General features: G+C 61.7%; 13 protein-coding genes. 7 read left to right on the top strand and 6 right to left on the bottom strand.

Annotated elements, in window-relative coordinates:
* The first annotated feature begins 37 nt into the window (after positions 1–37).
* Positions 38–634, top strand: a complete 597-nt coding sequence (locus C2U40_RS08815) for an acetate uptake transporter (protein WP_011705937.1) — start codon at positions 38–40, stop codon at positions 632–634.
* Positions 635–716: 82 nt separating this feature from the next.
* On the opposite strand, the gene C2U40_RS08810 is transcribed toward C2U40_RS08815, so the two are convergent.
* Positions 717–1,526 carry a zinc-dependent peptidase gene (locus tag C2U40_RS08810; protein ID WP_103828415.1) on the bottom strand — a complete coding sequence of 270 codons (810 nt, stop codon included), beginning with the start codon at positions 1,524–1,526 and terminating at the stop codon, positions 717–719.
* An 18-nt stretch (positions 1,527–1,544) separates the two neighbouring features.
* The gene (locus C2U40_RS08805; protein ID WP_181014878.1) at positions 1,545–1,982 is read right to left on the bottom strand and encodes a GNAT family N-acetyltransferase; all 438 of its coding nucleotides are present in this window, start codon (positions 1,980–1,982) and stop codon (positions 1,545–1,547) included.
* A gap of 314 nt (positions 1,983–2,296) precedes the next feature.
* Here C2U40_RS08805 and C2U40_RS08800 point away from each other — a divergent pair, with 314 nt between their 5' ends.
* Positions 2,297–3,796, top strand: a complete 1,500-nt coding sequence (locus C2U40_RS08800) for an alanine/glycine:cation symporter family protein (RefSeq protein ID WP_011705934.1) — start codon at positions 2,297–2,299, stop codon at positions 3,794–3,796.
* Positions 3,797–3,859: 63 nt separating this feature from the next.
* On the opposite strand, the gene C2U40_RS08795 is transcribed toward C2U40_RS08800, so the two are convergent.
* Entirely contained in the window at positions 3,860–4,666 is an 807-nt protein-coding gene (locus C2U40_RS08795) for a crotonase/enoyl-CoA hydratase family protein (RefSeq protein WP_073350516.1), read from the bottom strand.
* Between the two features lie 176 nt (positions 4,667–4,842).
* Here C2U40_RS08795 and C2U40_RS08790 point away from each other — a divergent pair, with 176 nt between their 5' ends.
* The 5 genes from C2U40_RS08790 to C2U40_RS08770 all read left to right on the top strand — a co-directional run bounded on the left by C2U40_RS08790 (position 4,843) and on the right by C2U40_RS08770 (position 11,160).
* On the top strand, positions 4,843–6,630 hold the full coding sequence (locus C2U40_RS08790) for a putative nucleotidyltransferase substrate binding domain-containing protein (protein WP_103828417.1): 1,788 nt from the start codon (positions 4,843–4,845) through the stop codon (positions 6,628–6,630).
* 2 nt (positions 6,631–6,632) lie between these two features.
* The gene (locus C2U40_RS08785) at positions 6,633–7,259 is read left to right on the top strand and encodes a 3'-5' exonuclease (RefSeq protein ID WP_095592645.1); all 627 of its coding nucleotides are present in this window, start codon (positions 6,633–6,635) and stop codon (positions 7,257–7,259) included.
* Positions 7,260–7,368: 109 nt separating this feature from the next.
* Positions 7,369–7,680, top strand: coding sequence for a DUF485 domain-containing protein (locus tag C2U40_RS08780; RefSeq protein ID WP_011705924.1), 312 nt, complete (start codon positions 7,369–7,371; stop codon positions 7,678–7,680).
* Complete coding sequence (locus C2U40_RS08775) at positions 7,677–9,332, top strand: cation acetate symporter (RefSeq protein ID WP_017408234.1); 1,656 nt, start codon at positions 7,677–7,679, stop codon at positions 9,330–9,332. Before C2U40_RS08780 ends, C2U40_RS08775 begins: the two co-directional genes overlap by 4 nt.
* 235 nt (positions 9,333–9,567) lie before the next feature.
* Complete coding sequence (locus tag C2U40_RS08770) at positions 9,568–11,160, top strand: ABC-F family ATPase (RefSeq protein ID WP_011705884.1); 1,593 nt, start codon at positions 9,568–9,570, stop codon at positions 11,158–11,160.
* Between the two features lie 227 nt (positions 11,161–11,387).
* On the opposite strand, the gene ppiD is transcribed toward C2U40_RS08770, so the two are convergent.
* The 3 genes from ppiD to lon form a co-directional block, all read right to left on the bottom strand.
* A complete protein-coding gene (ppiD, locus tag C2U40_RS08765) occupies positions 11,388–13,301 on the bottom strand; it encodes a peptidylprolyl isomerase (protein WP_181014879.1) in 1,914 nt (637 codons plus the stop codon).
* 151 nt (positions 13,302–13,452) lie between these two features.
* A complete protein-coding gene (gene hupB / locus C2U40_RS08760) occupies positions 13,453–13,725 on the bottom strand; it encodes a nucleoid-associated protein HU-beta (protein ID WP_005315375.1) in 273 nt (90 codons plus the stop codon).
* Positions 13,726–13,965: 240 nt separating this feature from the next.
* On the bottom strand, positions 13,966–16,320 hold the full coding sequence (lon, locus tag C2U40_RS08755; protein WP_011705882.1) for an endopeptidase La: 2,355 nt from the start codon (positions 16,318–16,320) through the stop codon (positions 13,966–13,968).
* Positions 16,321–16,336: the final 16 nt, after the last annotated feature.

The raw sequence follows: 16,336 nt of genomic DNA, 5'->3' as shown, positions 1-16,336 counted from the left end.
TTTATCAACCCCCACCTCTATTTTTGGAGAACGCCACGTGAGCGAAAAATTGGCCAACCCTGCCCCTCTGGGTCTGATGGGTTTCGGTATGACCACCATTCTGCTGAACATCCATAACGCAGGTTTCTTCCCCATCAGCGCCATGATCCTGGCCATGGGCCTGTGCTATGGTGGTCTGGCCCAGATCATCGCCGGTATCATGGAGTACAAGCGCGGCAACACCTTCGGTGTGACTGCCTTCATCTCCTACGGCACCTTCTGGTGGAGCCTGGTGTTCCTGCTGGTGATGCCGACCATGGGTCTGGCCGAAGCCACCCCGCACGCCTACATGGGCTGGTACCTGCTGATGTGGGGCATGTTCACCCTGTTCATGCTGATCGGGACCGTCAACTACCCGCGCGTGAAGCAGTTCGTGTTCGCCTCCCTGACCGTGCTGTTCTTCCTGCTGGCCGCCCGTGACTTCACCGGCAGCACCCTGATCGGCACCATCGCCGGTTTCGAAGGCATCATCTGCGGCGCCAGCGCCATCTATCTGGCCATGGCTACCGTGATCAACGAGCAGTTCGGCCGCACCGTGATGCCCATCGGCGATCACAAGAAAGCCGCCGCCGTTCAGCTCAAAGCCGCTGCCTAAGCACCCGGCCGACACAGCTGTCACGAAAAAGGCACCCCGCGGGGTGCCTTTTTGTTGGGCGCGATTTGCCAGGATCGCCCGGCTAGCCGTGATGCTCGGGCTCCCCCGCCAGCAGCCGGGTGGCCGGAAAACGCGCGGCCGGTTGCTGGCCGAAGAAGCGGGTGAACTGCTGGTACACCGCCGGATAGGTGTCGCGCAGCCGCAGCGGATCGGTAAAAAAGCACTCGCTGCACACCGCAAAAAATTCAGCCGGGTGCGAGGCTGCATAAGGATCGATGGCGGTAGGCTCGTGACGATCCAGCTGTGCCTGCATGGCATCGAATGCCGCCTGCAGCGCACCGCTCCATGGGCGCGGATCCATGCCCGCCGGCAGTGGCGGCGCCCCGTCGGCCTCCCCCCCCAGCATGTCGAGCTTGTGGGTCAGCTCGTGGATCACCAGATTGAAGCCGTCCCAGTCCCCGTCCTGCTGCAGCTCGCTCCAGGCCAGCACCAGCGGCCCCTGCGGCCAGGATTCGCCGGCGTTCTCCTCTTCAACCTCGCTCACCAGCCCGAACTCGTCCTGCACCTGCTGGCGGCGCACCACCGGCTCGGGGATCAGGATGATCTCGTGAAAGCCCCGATACCAGTCGAGCCCCAGATGCAAAATGGGCAGCGCCGCCTGCAGGGCCAGCACCGCCTGCTGACGGGGAGTGAGCGACACCCCGAGCTGGGTCAGGGTCTTGCGGGCCAGCAGCTGCTGTGCCAACTCGATCAGGGTCTGCTCCTCCTCCCGGGAAAAGCCCTGCAAAATGGGCACTGCAGCCAGGGCCTGCTGCCACTCCAGCGCGCCAGGCCCATTGCCATCTTGCCGGGACGCACCACCAAACACACTTCGTAAGCGGGACCAGAACACGCAGACTCCTCTTGCTGATCAGACTGTTTTCACAAACCGTTTCGGACGCTCGACATACCCCTGCGCCAGATAGAAGCGATGGGCCCCCTCCCGCTTGAGGCTGCTGGAGAGCTCCAGCTGGCTGCAACCCTGCGCTCGCGCCCGCACCTCTGCCGCCACCAGCAGGGCGGCGCCAACGCCGCGTCCCCTTGCACCCTCATCGACAACCAGCGCCGAGATCAGGCCCCACGCTGGTGCAACGTGCAGCGGGCTCAGCCAGTGCCACACCAGCACGCCCGCTATCTCCTCCCCCAGGCAGGCCACCAGCACCTCGCGGGCCGGATCCGGCGCCAGCCACCGCTCGCCTAGCACCTGCGGGCTGACCGGGTAACCCAGCTGGCCGAACAGGTCGGCCATGGCGGCCGTATCCTCGGCACACGCCGGGCGGATCATCGCTATTTCTTGCTCCATCTTCATCCTTGGCCTTGATTTTGCTCTCCCTCTCCCACCGCAGAGCGCCGACGAAAGAGGAGATGATACCGGGCCGGCACCGCATTCTGTCCAGTTGCACCGGCCATTTGTTAATGTCAATTCACAAATTAACAAGATAACAACATATTTCGCTGGGAAGCCCCAACACAAATCGATATGTTAAAACCCGCGGACTGGCCAGTGGAAACATCCACCGACCCGTCCCACACCATAACGAGTGACCCGAGGGTCACCACCAATTTGAGGGAGCGGGGCACAGACCCCGCCAACAAGACAGCACAACAAAGGAGTTGTTGTACATGAATGAGATCGTCAATGCCATCAATGGTGTGATTTGGAGCCCGGCGCTCATCTATCTGTGTCTGGGGGTAGGCCTCTACTTCTCCCTGCGCAGCCGCTTTTTGCAACTGCGTCACATCAAGGAGATGATCCGGCTGATGTTTGATGGCAAGAGCACGGATGCGGGCGTCTCCTCCTTCCAGGCGCTGGCCATGACCCTGGCTGGCCGGGTGGGTACCGGCAACATCGCCGGGGTCGCCACCGCCATCACCTTTGGTGGCCCGGGTGCCATGTTCTGGATGTGGATGGTGGCCTTCCTCGGCTCCAGCTCCGCCTTCGTGGAGTCCACCCTGGGCCAGGTCTACAAGGAGAAGATCAACGGCGAATACCGCGGCGGCCCGGCCTTCTACATCGAGAAGGGGCTTGGCATGAAGTGGTACGCCTGGACGTTCGCCATCGCCACCATCTTTGCCTGCGGCGTGCTGCTGCCGGGGGTGCAGGCCAACTCCATCGGTGCCAGCCTGCAAACCGCGTTTGATATCGATCCGAACGTCACCGCGGCCGGTCTGGCGCTGCTGCTCGGCTTCATCATCTTCGGCGGCGTCAAGCGCATCGCCAACTTCGCCAGTACCGTGGTGCCCTTCATGGCGCTCGGCTACATCATCGTCGCCTGCGTCATCATCGCCCTCAACATCCACGCCCTGCCCGGCGTGATCCTGCTGATCTGGAAGAGTGCCTTCGGCTTTGATGCCGGCTTCGGCGCCATTCTGGGTCTGGCCATCATGTGGGGGGTCAAGCGTGGGGTCTACTCCAACGAAGCGGGTCAGGGTACCGGGCCGCACGCCTCCTCCGCCGCCGCGGTGAGCCACCCGGCCAAACAGGGTCTGGTGCAGGCGTTCTCCGTCTACATCGACACCCTGTTCGTCTGCTCCGCCACCGGCTTTATGTTGCTCATCACCGGCCTCTACAACGTGCAGGGTCCGGACGGCGCCGCCCTCTACACCGGCATCGCCGGCGTAGCCGCAGGCCCGGGCTACGTGCAGACCGCCATGGAGAGCATGATGCCTGGTTTTGGCAGCATGTTCGTGGCCATCGCGCTGTTCTTCTTCGCGTTCACCACCATCGTTGCCTACTACTACATCGCCGAGACCAACATCGCCTACATCAACCGCAAGGTGAACCGTCCCTGGCTGACCTTCGTGCTGAAATTGACCCTGATGGCCTCCACCGTCTATGGCACCGTCAAGACCGCCGAACTCGCATGGGGCATGGGTGACATCGGCGTCGGGCTGATGGCCTGGCTCAACATCATCGCCATCCTGCTGCTGCAAAAGACCGCCTTTGCCTGCCTGCGCGACTATGAAGCGCAGCAAGCCAAGGGGCTGGATCCGGTGTTCCACCCGGAGAAACTCGGCATCAAGAACGCCGACTACTGGGCCGGTCATCGCTCCGAAGACAACCTGGAGCAGGAAAAATCCGGTCACCCCTTCGAACCGGACCAGGATCGCAAGATCTCCTGATCGCGCACCACTCCCCAACAAAAATGGCAGCCTCGGCTGCCATTTCTTGTTTATCCCTGCCTGTCAGAGCGCGTTGCGGCGCGGCCCGAACGGCAGTCGCCAGCGAAACAGGCTGTTGAGGGTGGCGCGCCACTGGTTGGGGCGCCCCAAGATCTGCTTTTGCAACCGGGTCTCTTCCTTTAGCATCGCCTCATCGCTGCGGGCCCAGGCCTGGTTGTAGAGCTGCTTGATCCCCGCCAGCGCGTCCGGCGACTTGGTGATGAGGGTCTTCGCGAACTCCCGCGCCTCGGCCAGTGGATCGTCGCAGACCCGGCTCACCAACCCGAGGGACTTGGCCTCCGGCGCCGCCAGCTCGCGCCCGCTCATGGCCAGTTCCATGGCGGTATCCACCCCCATCAGGTTGCGCATGGTGACGCTACCGCTCATGTCGGGGATGATGCCCCACTTGATCTCCATCACCGAGAAACGGCAATCGGGGGTGCTGAACCGAAAGTCGGCGCCGAGCGCAATCTGCAACCCGCCGCCAAAGCAGACCCCCTGAGTCACGGCGATCACCGGCACCGGCAACTGATGCCAGCCATAGGCTACCCGCTGGGCCAGGTTGGTAGCTTCATCCGCCTCGCGTTTTAAGATCTCGAGCGCCGCCACCGGCTGCTTGAGCATGGATTTCACATCCAGCCCGGCACAAAAGGCCCGCCCCTCCCCGTGCAGGATCACCGCCCGCAACCCCTTGTGCTGGCGCAACTGCTCGAGTACCCCGTCGATGGCGCTGAACATGGCTCTGTCCAGCGCATTGAGCTTGTCGCCCCGCGCCAGCATCACCTCGGCGATGCCGTCCCGGATCTCGCATTTGACCCTTGGTTTTTCCATTTTCCCCTGTCCTCTCCTGAGTTCGTACTGGTCATACCACCACGTTATCAGAGTGTTATCGCCAGGTACAGCGAGGAGCCCGGTTTCCCACTGCTGCGGCGCGTGCGACTAAAGTCGGCTGGCTGGTCAGGCGCCGCTTTGTCAGACTGGCTTGACGCCACCGGCCAAGGATTGCCATGACCAGCCTGTTCAACTTTGCCCGCCCGCCGTTTGACTGCCTGACCGAAGAGGAACGTCAACGGCTCGAGCAGCACCTCTCCATCTGCTACTTTCGCGCCGGCCAGCCTGTGCTCAAGGCGGGCGATGCGCCCCCCGGCCTCTATCTCGTCCTCAAGGGGGCGGTGGAAGAATCCAGCCCCCATCATCAGTTTGGCGACTATGGCGAGGGGGATCTGTTCGACGTGCGCGCCCAGTTCGACGGCCACTGCCGCCACCAGTTCAGTGCGCTGGAAGATCTGCTCTGCCAGCTGATCCCCAGAGCCACCTTCATCGAGCTATGCGAGGGCAACCCCGCCTTCGCCCGCTACTTCACCGCCAGCCTGGCACAGCGGCAACAACAGCAGGAGCAGCGCGCCCAGCTGGGGCAGAAGAATCTGGCGGAGTTCATCCTGACCCGCATCGAGCCCGGCCATCTGCAGCCGGCACTCATCGTCGACAGCCGCCTGTCGCTCTTGGCCGCTACCGAGGCCATGGTGGCCAAGGGCACCGACTGCCTGCTCTATCCAGCCACGGATGGCAGCCTGAGTCTGGCGACCCGCAAGACCCTGCTGCACGCCCTGACCCTCAAGGGACTGCCACTGACGACGCCGCTGGCGGTGCTGGATCCGACCCCGCTCATCGGCCTGCCACTGGACAGCTATCTGTTCGACGCCCTGCTGCTGATGACCCGTCATCGCATCAAACGGCTAGTGGTCTGGCAGGGGCAGGAGGTAGCGGGGATCCTGCACCTGACCCAGGTGCTCGGTCTCTTCTCCACCCACTCCCATGTGCTGACCCTGCGCATCGCCCGCGCCGACACTCTGCCGGCGCTGGAGGCAGTGGCCCAGGAGCAGCAACAGCTGACCCGCTCCCTGTTCGGCCAGGGGATCCACACCGCCTTTTTGATGAAACTCATCGCCACCATCAACGAGCAGCTGATCGCCAAGGCCTTTGCGCTGGTGATCCCGCCCGCGGTGCAGGAGCGGGTCTGCCTGCTGATGCTGGGCTCGGAGGGGCGCGGCGAGCAGATCCTCAAAACCGATCAGGACAATGCACTGATCCTGCCCGCCGACCTGCACTGGCCGACCCAGCAGGCCGACCTTGTCGCCTTCAGCGATCTGCTGGCCCGGCTCGGCTACCCGCCCTGCCCCGGCCGGGTGATGGTCAACAATCCGGCCTGGGTGAAGCCTCTCGCACTCTGGCAGCAGGAGATCGAACGGGCCTGTGTCGAGGCCAGTGAAGCGGACCTGCTCTGGCTCGCCACCCTGGCCGATGCCCACCCCATCGCCGGCGATCGCGCCCTGCTTCCTCCTCTCGCCCGCAAGTTGCGCGAGCAGCTGGCCGAGCGGGGAGATCTGCTGGCGGAGATGGTGCGACCGGCGGTGGCGTTTCATGCACCGCTCACCCTGTTTGGCCGTCTGGAGCGGGCACCGGAGGGGCTGGATCTGAAACGTGGCGGCCTCTTCCCGCTGGTACATGGCATTCGCATGCTGGCGCTGGAAGCCGCTATTCTGGAGACCTCTACCCTGGCACGGATCGAAGCGCTGGTGACGGCCGGACGGCTCAGCGCCGGCTTTGGCGACAATCTGGCGGAGGCGTTCAGGCTGTTCGTCCGCTTGCGGCTGCGCAGCCAGCTCAAGGAGGGAGAGAGCCGGGTGCAGGTCAATGATCTCAGCCACGGCGAGCGGGATCTGCTGCGCCAGGCGCTGCATCAGGTGAAGAAGTTCCAGCAGTGGCTCACCTTGCACTTTCGTCTGAGGCAATAGCCATGTTGAGCCGCCTGCGCCGTCGTTGGCATGGCCGCCGCGTTAAAGACCCGGCATTTGCCCCGCTCTATGCCGACCCGCCCGCCGACGAGTGGGTGGCCCTCGACTTCGAGACCACCAGCCTGGATCCCGCCCAGGCCGAGATCGTCGCCATCGGCGCGGTGCGCATCCAGGGCAACCGGGTGCTGACCGGCGAGGCGCTGTCCATCCGGGTGCAAGCGCCGGCCAGCCTGAGCGAACATTCGGTGGTGATCCACGGTCTGCGCCATCAGGATCTGCAACAGGGCATGACGCTGGAGGCCGCGCTGCGCCTGCTGCTCGCCTTTATCGGCCCGCGCGAACTGGTGGGGTATCACATCGCCTACGACCTGCGGATCCTCAATCTCGCCTGCCAGCGATGCTGGGGACTGACCCTGGCGCAGCGGGGAATAGAGGTGAGCCGGCTCTACCACGATCACCTCTATCGCCGCTATCCCGATGCCGCCATCGACCTGCATCTGGCCGCCATCAGCAGCCACCTGGGCCTGCCGGCCCTGCCCGCCCACGACGCCCTGAGCGATGCCATCACCGCCGCCCTCATCTTCTTGCGCCTCACCCGGGGCGGGCCACTGGCTTATCCCAAAGTCTAATTGTCCACAAATAACATTTGATTCACATTTTGCTTACATGAGCAGCCCTGCTGCTCGGTAGGGACCTCCCTTCATTCACCGTCGACACTCAATGTCATGGAGCACTGCAATGGAACAGCAACCGTATCTTCGGATCCAGCAAGATCCCAACTTCCAGGAGCTGGTCGCCAAGCGCCAGCGCTTTGCCTGGTCCCTCTCCATCCTGATGCTGGGGCTCTATCTGGCCTTCATCATGCTCATCGCCTTCGCCCCCGGCTGGCTGGGCACCCCCTTGAGCGAAGGGTCCACCATTACCCGCGGTATCCCGGTCGGCGTCGGCCTCATCCTCTCCTCCTTCGTGTTGACCGGCATCTATGTGTTTCGGGCCAACGGCGAGTTTGACGAACTGAACCAGAAGATCCTCAAGGGAGCCCAATCATGAAAGGCAAGTCTCTGCTGTTGCTGGCCACGCTGGCCTCCTCCCCCCTGCTGGCAGCCGATGCGCTGACCGGCGAGGTGCATCGCCAACCGCTCAATATCTCGGCCATCGTGATGTTCGTGATCTTCGTGGCGGCCACCCTGTTCATCACCTACTGGGCCTCCAAGCGCAACCGCTCGGCCTCCGACTACTACGCCGCCGGCGGGCGCATCACCGGCTTCCAGAATGGCCTGGCCATCGCCGGTGACTACATGTCCGCAGCCTCTTTCCTCGGCATCTCCGCGCTGGTCTACACCTCCGGCTACGATGGCCTCATCTACTCCATCGGCTTTCTGGTGGGCTGGCCCATCATCCTGTTCCTGATCGCGGAGCGGCTGCGCAACCTCGGCAAGTACACCTTTGCCGACGTAGCCTCCTACCGTCTCAAGCAGACCGAGGTGCGCACCCTCTCCGCCAGCGGTTCGCTGGTGGTGGTCGCCCTCTACCTGATCGCCCAGATGGTGGGTGCAGGCAAGCTGATCGAGCTGCTGTTCGGCCTGCAATACCATGTGGCCGTGGTGCTGGTCGGCATTCTGATGGTGCTCTACGTGCTGTTCGGCGGCATGCTGGCCACCACCTGGGTGCAGATCATCAAGGCGGTGATGCTGCTCTCCGGTGCCAGCTTCATGGCCATCATGGTGATGAAGTCGGTCAACTTCGACATCGGCACCCTGTTCAGTGAAGCGGTCAAGGTGCACGAGAAGGGCATCGCCATCATGAGCCCGGGCGGCCTGGTCGCCGATCCCATCTCCGCCATCTCGCTGGGTCTGGCCCTGATGTTCGGCACCGCCGGCCTGCCCCACATCCTGATGCGTTTCTTCACCGTGAGTGACGCCAAGGAAGCGCGCAAGAGCGTGTTCTATGCCACCGGCTTTATCGGTTACTTCTACATCCTGACCTTCATCATCGGCTTTGGCGCCATCCTGCTGGTCAGCACCAACCCGGACTTCAAGGACGCCACCGGCGCCCTGCTGGGCGGCACCAACATGGCCGCCATCCACCTGGCCGATGCAGTGGGCGGCAGCCTGTTCCTCGGCTTCATCTCCGCCGTGGCGTTTGCCACCATTCTGGCGGTGGTGGCCGGGCTGACCCTGGCCGGTGCCTCTGCGGTCTCCCACGATCTCTATGCCAGCGTCATCAAGAAGGGCAAGGCCAACGAAGCCGACGAGCTGCGCGTCTCCAAGTACACCACTGTGGTACTGGGGGTGGTGGCCATCGGGCTTGGCATCCTGTTCGAGAAGCAGAACATCGCCTTCATGGTGGGCCTGGCCTTCTCCATCGCCGCCAGCTGCAACTTCCCGGTGCTGTTCCTCTCCATGTTCTGGTCTCGCCTGACCACTCGCGGCGCCGTCTACGGCGGCTGGCTGGGGCTGGTGAGCGCGGTCAGCCTGATGATCCTGGGCCCGACCGTGTGGGTGAAGGTGCTGGGCCATGCCCAGGCGATCTTCCCCTACGAATACCCGGCCCTCTTCTCCATGGCGGTGGCCTTCGTCGGGATCTGGCTGTTCTCGGTCACAGACAAGTCGCAAAATGCGCTCGACGAGCACGCCAAGTTCTTCCCGCAGTTCGTCCGCTCCCAGACCGGACTGGGGGCAGCCAGCGCCAGCTCCCACTGAACCTTCGATTGACGGTTGCAAGCCGGCCCCCGGGCCGGCTTTTTTCATGCAAAGAGGCAGTAGTTAGCGCCCGTTGCAATCGGAACGATGCGGCCATCGCCGCCAGGGGGCGCAAGGACACAGCACCACCCTCTCTATCCCCTCTGCAATAGGCCCGGATCACAGTTCTTGCTAAAACTTTCGGGGGATCTGTGCCATAATGCGCGCCATTTGACAGATCAACCGGGACATTCCAGTGCTTTCGAGTAACAACATCACCATGCAGTTCGGCGCCAAGCCGCTGTTTGAGAACATCAGCGTCAAGTTTGGCGGCGGCAACCGCTACGGCCTTATCGGTGCCAACGGCTGTGGCAAGTCCACCTTTATGAAGATCCTCGGCGGCGATCTGGAGCCCACTGGCGGTAATGTGAGCCTGGACGTCAACGAACGCATCGGTAAGCTGCGTCAGGATCAGTTCGCCTACGAAGAGATGCGCGTACTGGACGTGGTCATGATGGGTCACACCGAGCTGTGGGCCGCCATCGCCGAGCGCGATGCCATCTACGCCAATCTGGAAGCGACCGACGACGACTACATGAAGGCCGCCGAGCTGGAAGGCCTGGTCGCCGAGTATGACGGCTATACCGCCGAATCCCGCGCAGGCGAGCTGCTGCTGGGTGCCGGCATCCCCATCGAGCAGCACAACGGCCCGATGAGCGAAGTGGCCCCGGGCTGGAAACTGCGGGTGCTGCTGGCACAGGCGCTGTTCTCCAACCCCGACATCCTGTTGCTGGACGAACCGACCAACAACCTGGACATCAACACCATTCGCTGGCTGGAACAGGTGCTCAACGATCGCGAGAGCACCATGATCATCATCTCTCACGACCGTCACTTCCTGAACTCCGTCTGCACCCACATGGCGGATCTGGACTACGGCGAGCTGCGCGTCTACCCGGGCAACTACGACGAGTACATGACGGCCGCCACCCAGGCCCGTGAGCGCCTGCTGGCCGACAACGCCAAGAAGAAGGCCCAGATCGCCGATCTGCAATCCTTCGTGTCGCGTTTCAGCGCCAACGCCTCCAAGTCCAGCCAGGCCACCTCCCGCCTCAAGCAGATCGACAAGATCAAGATTGAGGAAGTGAAGGTCTCCAGCCGGCAGAACCCCTTCATCCGCTTCGAGCAGGAGAAGAAACTCTACCGCAACATCCTGGAGATCGAAGGCGTCTCCAAAGGCTATGGTGAGGCTCCGCTGTTCAAGGGCCTCAACATGATGCTGGAAGTGGGCGAGAAGGTCGCCATTCTGGGTACCAACGGTATCGGTAAATCCACCCTGATCAAAACCCTGGTGGGCGCGCTGGCACCGGACACCGGCACCATCAAGTGGTCCGAAAACGCCCAGATCGGTTACTACGCCCAGGATCACGCCGAGGACTTCGACACCGATCTCAACGTGTTCGACTGGATGGCTCAGTGGAAACAGGAGAACGAAGACGAGCAGGCCGTACGCTCCGTTCTGGGCCGTCTGCTGTTCTCCCAGGACGACATCAAGAAGCCGGTCAAGGTGCTGTCAGGTGGTGAGCAGGGCCGCATGCTGTTCGGCAAGCTGATGATGCAGCGCCCCAACATCCTGATCATGGATGAGCCGACCAACCACCTGGACATGGAATCCATCGAATCCTTGAACCTGGCGCTGGAGATGTACAAGGGCACCCTGATCTTCGTCTCCCACGACCGTGAGTTTGTCTCCTCCCTGGCGACCCGCATCCTGGAGCTGACTGAAGATGGCATCCGCGACTTCGGCGGTACCTACGAGGATTACCTGCGTACCCAGGGCGTGGTGTAACCCCCTCCTGCCCGCATATCCCGTCAATGAAAACCGGCACCTGAGTGCCGGTTTTTTTATGCCTGCGATATCTGCCGAACGACGCGGATCATCCCTTGCGCCATATCCCCTGCCCCCTGCCAGGACCGGGTTGTCATCCCGCCAGGAAGGAGACCGAACGGCGCCTCGCAGATAAAGAAACGGCCCCATCAAGGGGCCGTTTTCACATGGATTGGAGTCGGTTCGATTTATTCGACCGTGGCTTCCACATCGGTGAAGTACTCGATCTTGGCAGACTTGCGCAGCTCGTCGATGAGAGACTTGTAGCTCACCTGAGCCTTGCCCTGACCCAGCTGGCCTTGCAGCAGCTTGGCCATGCCAGACGGCTCCTTGGCGACAGTCACCTTGTCCAGGGCCACCACCACGCGGTCGCCATTGGCTTCGGTCACCAGCTCGACGCTCGGCTTGCCGTCAATCGGATGAGGCATGCGGAAGGCCTGTGCCACCAGGTTCTGATCCAGATCCTGAGCGAAGCGGGCTACCCCGTCATGATTCTCCACCTTCAGACCCAGCGCGGTCAGCTCGGCCTGGATATTCTCGCCAGCCTTGAGCTTGTCCAGCAGACCCTGCGCCTTGCCACGGGCCACTTCACTGGCCTTGTCGTGCTTGATGGCTGCAATCACCTGCTCTTTCACCTCCGCCAGCGGTTTGGCCGCTTTCGGCTGGTGACCGGTGATGTGCATGACCAGCGCCTTGCCATCCGCCAGCTCGATCACGTCGGAGTTGGTGTTGTCATCGCGCAGCTGCTCGGAGAAGGCGGCGGAGAGTACCTTGGGATCGCTGAGCGGTGCCGGTGCATCAGCCTGGCTGAAGTAACCGGTGGACTGCACCTTGAGACCCATGGTGTCGGCGGTCAAGTCCAGCGAATCCGGGTTCTCGAAGCTGCTGTCTGCCATCTTCTGCTGCTCGGCAAAGAACAGCTCCTTGGCCTTGTCTGCCTGCAGACGGCTGATGGTCTCTGCTTTCACATCGGCAAACGGCTTGGTCTGGGCCGGTTCAACCCCCAGCAGCTTGATGACGTGGAAACCGAACGGGCTCTTCACCACGGTGGAGAGATCGCCGGCCTTGGCCAGTGCAAACGCGGCCTTCTCGAACGCCGGATCCATCACCCCTTTCTCGAACCAATCCAGCTCGCCGCCTTTTTTGGCGGAGAAGGTATCGGAAGAGTCAGCCTTGGCCAGCGCGGCGAAATCGTCACCGGCCTTGGCTTTGGCCAGCACGGCCTCGGCCTTCTGCTCGGCGGCTTTCTCGTCCTTGCCGAACGGGATCAGGATATGAGCCACATGACGACGCTCGGCACGCTGGAACAGATCCTGGTGCTGATCGTAGTAATCCTGGGCATCCTGCTCGCTCACCTTGACGTCTTTGCCCAGGGTGGTGGCGTCCAGCAGCAGGTAGTCGACCTTGACCTGCTCGTCATTCATGAAGTGGCTGCTATTGGCCTTGTAGTACTGCTCCACCTCTTCATCGGAGACTTTCACATCCCCCAGGTAGGCAGATGCGGCCAGGCGCACCAGACGCAGATCGCGAGTCTGGTTGTAGAGCTTGTCCAGTTGCTCGGCTTCACCCTTGAGTGCAAATTCGGTGCCCAGCAGGGCGCCCATCAGTTGCTGGCGAACCATGTCCTGGCGCAGGGAGTCACGGAACATCTCCGGGGTCATGCCGGCACGGCGGATCAGCTGCAGATAGCGATCGTTGTTGAACTTGCCATCTTCGGCAAACTCGGGCATGGCGACGATGGCCTGCTTGATCTGCTCATCGCTGACGCGCAGACCCAGTTCACGGGCCTTGCTGTCGAACAGAGCCTGATCGATCAGACGGTCCAGCACGCCACGGCGGAACTGCTTCATGTAGTCAGGATTGGCGGCCAACTGGCTGAAAGACTCCCCCATTTGGGATTCCATGCGGGCCCGCTCGTTGCGATAGGCATTTTCCAGCGCAGCGGAGCTGATGTCATTGCCGTTGACGGTGGCGGGGGCGGTACGAGCCGGGCCGTTGAGGTAGCTACCTACACCGGCCAAGGCAAAGGAGAGGATGATCAGGCCCAAGATAACCTTGGCTACCTTGCCCTGCGCCCCTTCGCGTAGTTTATCCAACATCATGTTTGTACTTATGCTCCCGAACTCGATGGGCGTAAATAATGAAAAGGCGCACCGATTGCGATGCGCCTTGGTCAATCAGTATGAGGGAGAGCCCTCTCACTTGTCTGGTCTGTGACCAAGGACGGTGGCCGATGTGATATCAGCGCCCGGCTTAGTTGACAGCGTCTTTCAGGGCCTTACCGGCTTTGAAGGCAGGAACTTTACCAGCGGCGATTTCGATGGTCGCGCCAGTTTGCGGGTTACGGCCAGAACGGGCAGCACGCTCGCGCACGGCGAAAGTACCGAAACCTACCAGAGCAACCTGGTCACCCTCTTTCAGGGCTTCACCCACGGCGTCAATGAAAGCATCCAGCGCACGGCCAGCAGCGGCTTTGGAGATATCAGCACCGTCTGCAATCTTGTCAATCAGTTGAGATTTATTCACTCTTATATTCCCCTTTTATCGAACATCGCTGCGGCGCCGATTTCCCTGGCCACAACAAGTGGAGGTTTTATAGCAAGCCTCCTGATCAGTTGCAAGTGACAATCTAGCGCAAACCCGCGCCACATCACGCATTGCGACTCATCATGAGTACCCGATCGGTGGTCAAGGCTACTTCCGTTATCCGGCGCATGCAAGCCTTAACCACCCCCCGAATGCGCCAAATTTGCGGCGCATCAACATTTACACGACAGAAACGCGCTCAAACCCTTGTGGATTGTCCTGCAACGCCAGTTCCAGCACCTCGTCAATCCAGCGAACCGGATAGATTTCAAGGTCTTGTTTGACGTTGTCCGGGATCTCCTCGAGGTCACGCTCGTTCTCTTTCGGGATCAGCACCCGCTTGATGCCACCGCGATGAGCCGCCAGCAGCTTCTCTTTGAGACCGCCAATCGGCAGCACTTCGCCGCGCAGGGTGATCTCCCCCGTCATGGCCACATCAGCACGAACCGGATTACCGGTCAAGCTGGAGACCAGGGCGGTACACATGGCGATACCGGCGCTCGGACCGTCTTTCGGGGTCGCCCCTTCCGGTACGTGCACGTGGATATCGCGCTTCTCGTAGAAGTCGGCATTGATGCGCAGCTTCTCGGCACGAGCTCGAACCACCGTCATGGCAGCCTGGATGGACTCCTGCATCACATCACCCAGGGAACCTGTGTAGGTGAGCTTGCCCTTGCCCGGCATGTTGGTGGTCTCGATGGTGAGCAGATCGCCCCCCACCTCGGTCCACGCCAGACCACACACCTGACCCACCTGGTTCTGGTCGGTGGCCTTGCCGTAGTCAAAGCGCTGCACCCCGAGGAACTCCTTGAGGTTGGCCTGATTGACCTGAACATGCTTGATGCTCTTGTCCAGCAGGATGCGCTTGACTGCCTTGCGACAAATCTTGGAGATCTCGCGCTCCAGGCTACGCACCCCCGCCTCGCGGGTGTAGTAGCGGATCACCCCGACCAGAGCGGAATCCTCGATGGTGATCTCGGACTCTTTCAGGCCGTTGCGCTGGATCTGCTTGGAGACCAGATGCTGCTTGGCGATGTTGAGCTTCTCATCTTCGGTGTAACCGGAGAGGCGGATCACTTCCATCCGGTCCAGCAGCGGACCCGGGATGTTCATGGAGTTGGAGGTGGCCACGAACATCACGTCCGACAGGTCATAATCCACTTCCAGATAGTGATCGTTGAAGCTGTTGTTCTGTTCGGGATCCAGCACTTCCAGCAGGGCTGAGGCGGGATCGCCACGCATGTCCGAGCTCATCTTGTCGATTTCATCGAGCAGGAACAGCGGGTTCTTCACCCCGACTTTCGCCATCTTCTGGATGAGCTTGCCAGGCATGGAACCGATATAGGTACGGCGGTGACCGCGGATCTCCGCTTCGTCACGCACCCCGCCCAGCGCCATGCGCACATATTTGCGACCGGTCGCCTTGGCGATGGACTGACCGAGCGAGGTCTTGCCCACACCGGGAGGTCCTACCAGACAGAGGATCGGTCCCTTGAGCTTGTTGACGCGCGCCTGCACCGCCAGATACTCGAGAATGCGATCCTTGACCTTCTCCAGGCCATAGTGATCGGCATCCAGCACCTCTTGCGCCTTGCCCAGGTCTTTCTTTACCTTGGAGCGCGCCTTCCACGGCACCTGTACCATCCAGTCGACGTAACTGCGCACCACGGTGGCTTCGGCCGACATGGGCGACATCATCTTCAGCTTGGCGAGCTCGGCCTGCGCCTTCTCACGAGCATCTTCCGGCATGCCGGCCTCTTCAATCTTGCGATTGAGGGCTTCGAACTCATCCGGACTGTCTTCCAGCTCACCCAACTCTTTCTGGATGGCCTTCATCTGCTCGTTGAGATAATACTCGCGCTGGCTCTTCTCCATCTGCTTCTTGACCCGGGAGCGGATGCGTTTCTCGACCTGCAGCAGGTCAATCTCCGACTCCATCATGGCCATCAGAAACTCGATGCGCTCGGACACGGAGGCGATTTCCAGCACCTTCTGCTTGTCTTCGAGCTTGAGCGGCATGTGGGCGGCCATGGTATCGGCCAGGCGCGCCGCATCATCGATCGCCGAAATCGAGGTGAGCACCTCGGGCGGGATCTTCTTGTTGAGCTTGATATAGCCTTCGAACTGACCGATGGCGGAGCGCACCAGCACATCCTGGTCCTTCTCCTCAATCGCCTTGGAGGCGATGTACTGCGCCTCGCCAACGAAGAAGTCCCGGTCGTCGATCATCCGCTCAAGACGGGCACGCTGGCCCCCTTCCACCAGCACCTTGACGGTGCCATCGGGCAGCTTGAGCATCTGTAGAATATTGGCCACTGTCCCGACGGAGAAGATCTCCTCCACCGTCGGCTCATCGGTTGACGCATCCTTCTGGGCCACCAGCAGAACTTTCTTGTCCTGCTCCATGGCCGCTTCCAGACAGCGAATGGATTTTTCCCGCCCCACAAAGAGTGGAATGACCATGTGGGGGTAAACCACCACGTCACGAAGAGGCAGGACGGGAATCTCGATGCGTTCTGAACGCTCTAGGTTCATATATGTCCTCTCGGCT

This window comes from Aeromonas sp. ASNIH4, from assembly GCF_002934425.1.
In the GTDB taxonomy this organism is placed as follows: Bacteria; Pseudomonadota; Gammaproteobacteria; order Enterobacterales; family Aeromonadaceae; genus Aeromonas; species Aeromonas hydrophila.
Note: the sequence above shows the minus strand (reverse complement) of the source record. Positions and strands in the feature narration are given on the sequence as shown.

What these genes read in the sequence shown, in the direction of transcription:
- C2U40_RS08805 (WP_181014878.1), bottom strand. Translation starts at nt 1,982, where the DNA reads ATGAAGATGGAGCAAGAAATAGCGATGATCCGCCCGGCGTGTGCCGAG.
- C2U40_RS08800 (WP_011705934.1), top strand. Translation starts at nt 2,297, where the DNA reads ATGAATGAGATCGTCAATGCCATCAATGGTGTGATTTGGAGCCCGGCG.
- C2U40_RS08795 (WP_073350516.1), bottom strand. Translation starts at nt 4,666, where the DNA reads ATGGAAAAACCAAGGGTCAAATGCGAGATCCGGGACGGCATCGCCGAG.
- C2U40_RS08790 (WP_103828417.1), top strand. Translation starts at nt 4,843, where the DNA reads ATGACCAGCCTGTTCAACTTTGCCCGCCCGCCGTTTGACTGCCTGACC.
- C2U40_RS08785 (WP_095592645.1), top strand. Translation starts at nt 6,633, where the DNA reads ATGTTGAGCCGCCTGCGCCGTCGTTGGCATGGCCGCCGCGTTAAAGAC.
- C2U40_RS08780 (WP_011705924.1), top strand. Translation starts at nt 7,369, where the DNA reads ATGGAACAGCAACCGTATCTTCGGATCCAGCAAGATCCCAACTTCCAG.
- C2U40_RS08775 (WP_017408234.1), top strand. Translation starts at nt 7,677, where the DNA reads ATGAAAGGCAAGTCTCTGCTGTTGCTGGCCACGCTGGCCTCCTCCCCC.
- ppiD (WP_181014879.1), bottom strand. Translation starts at nt 13,301, where the DNA reads ATGATGTTGGATAAACTACGCGAAGGGGCGCAGGGCAAGGTAGCCAAG.
- lon (WP_011705882.1), bottom strand. Translation starts at nt 16,320, where the DNA reads ATGAACCTAGAGCGTTCAGAACGCATCGAGATTCCCGTCCTGCCTCTT.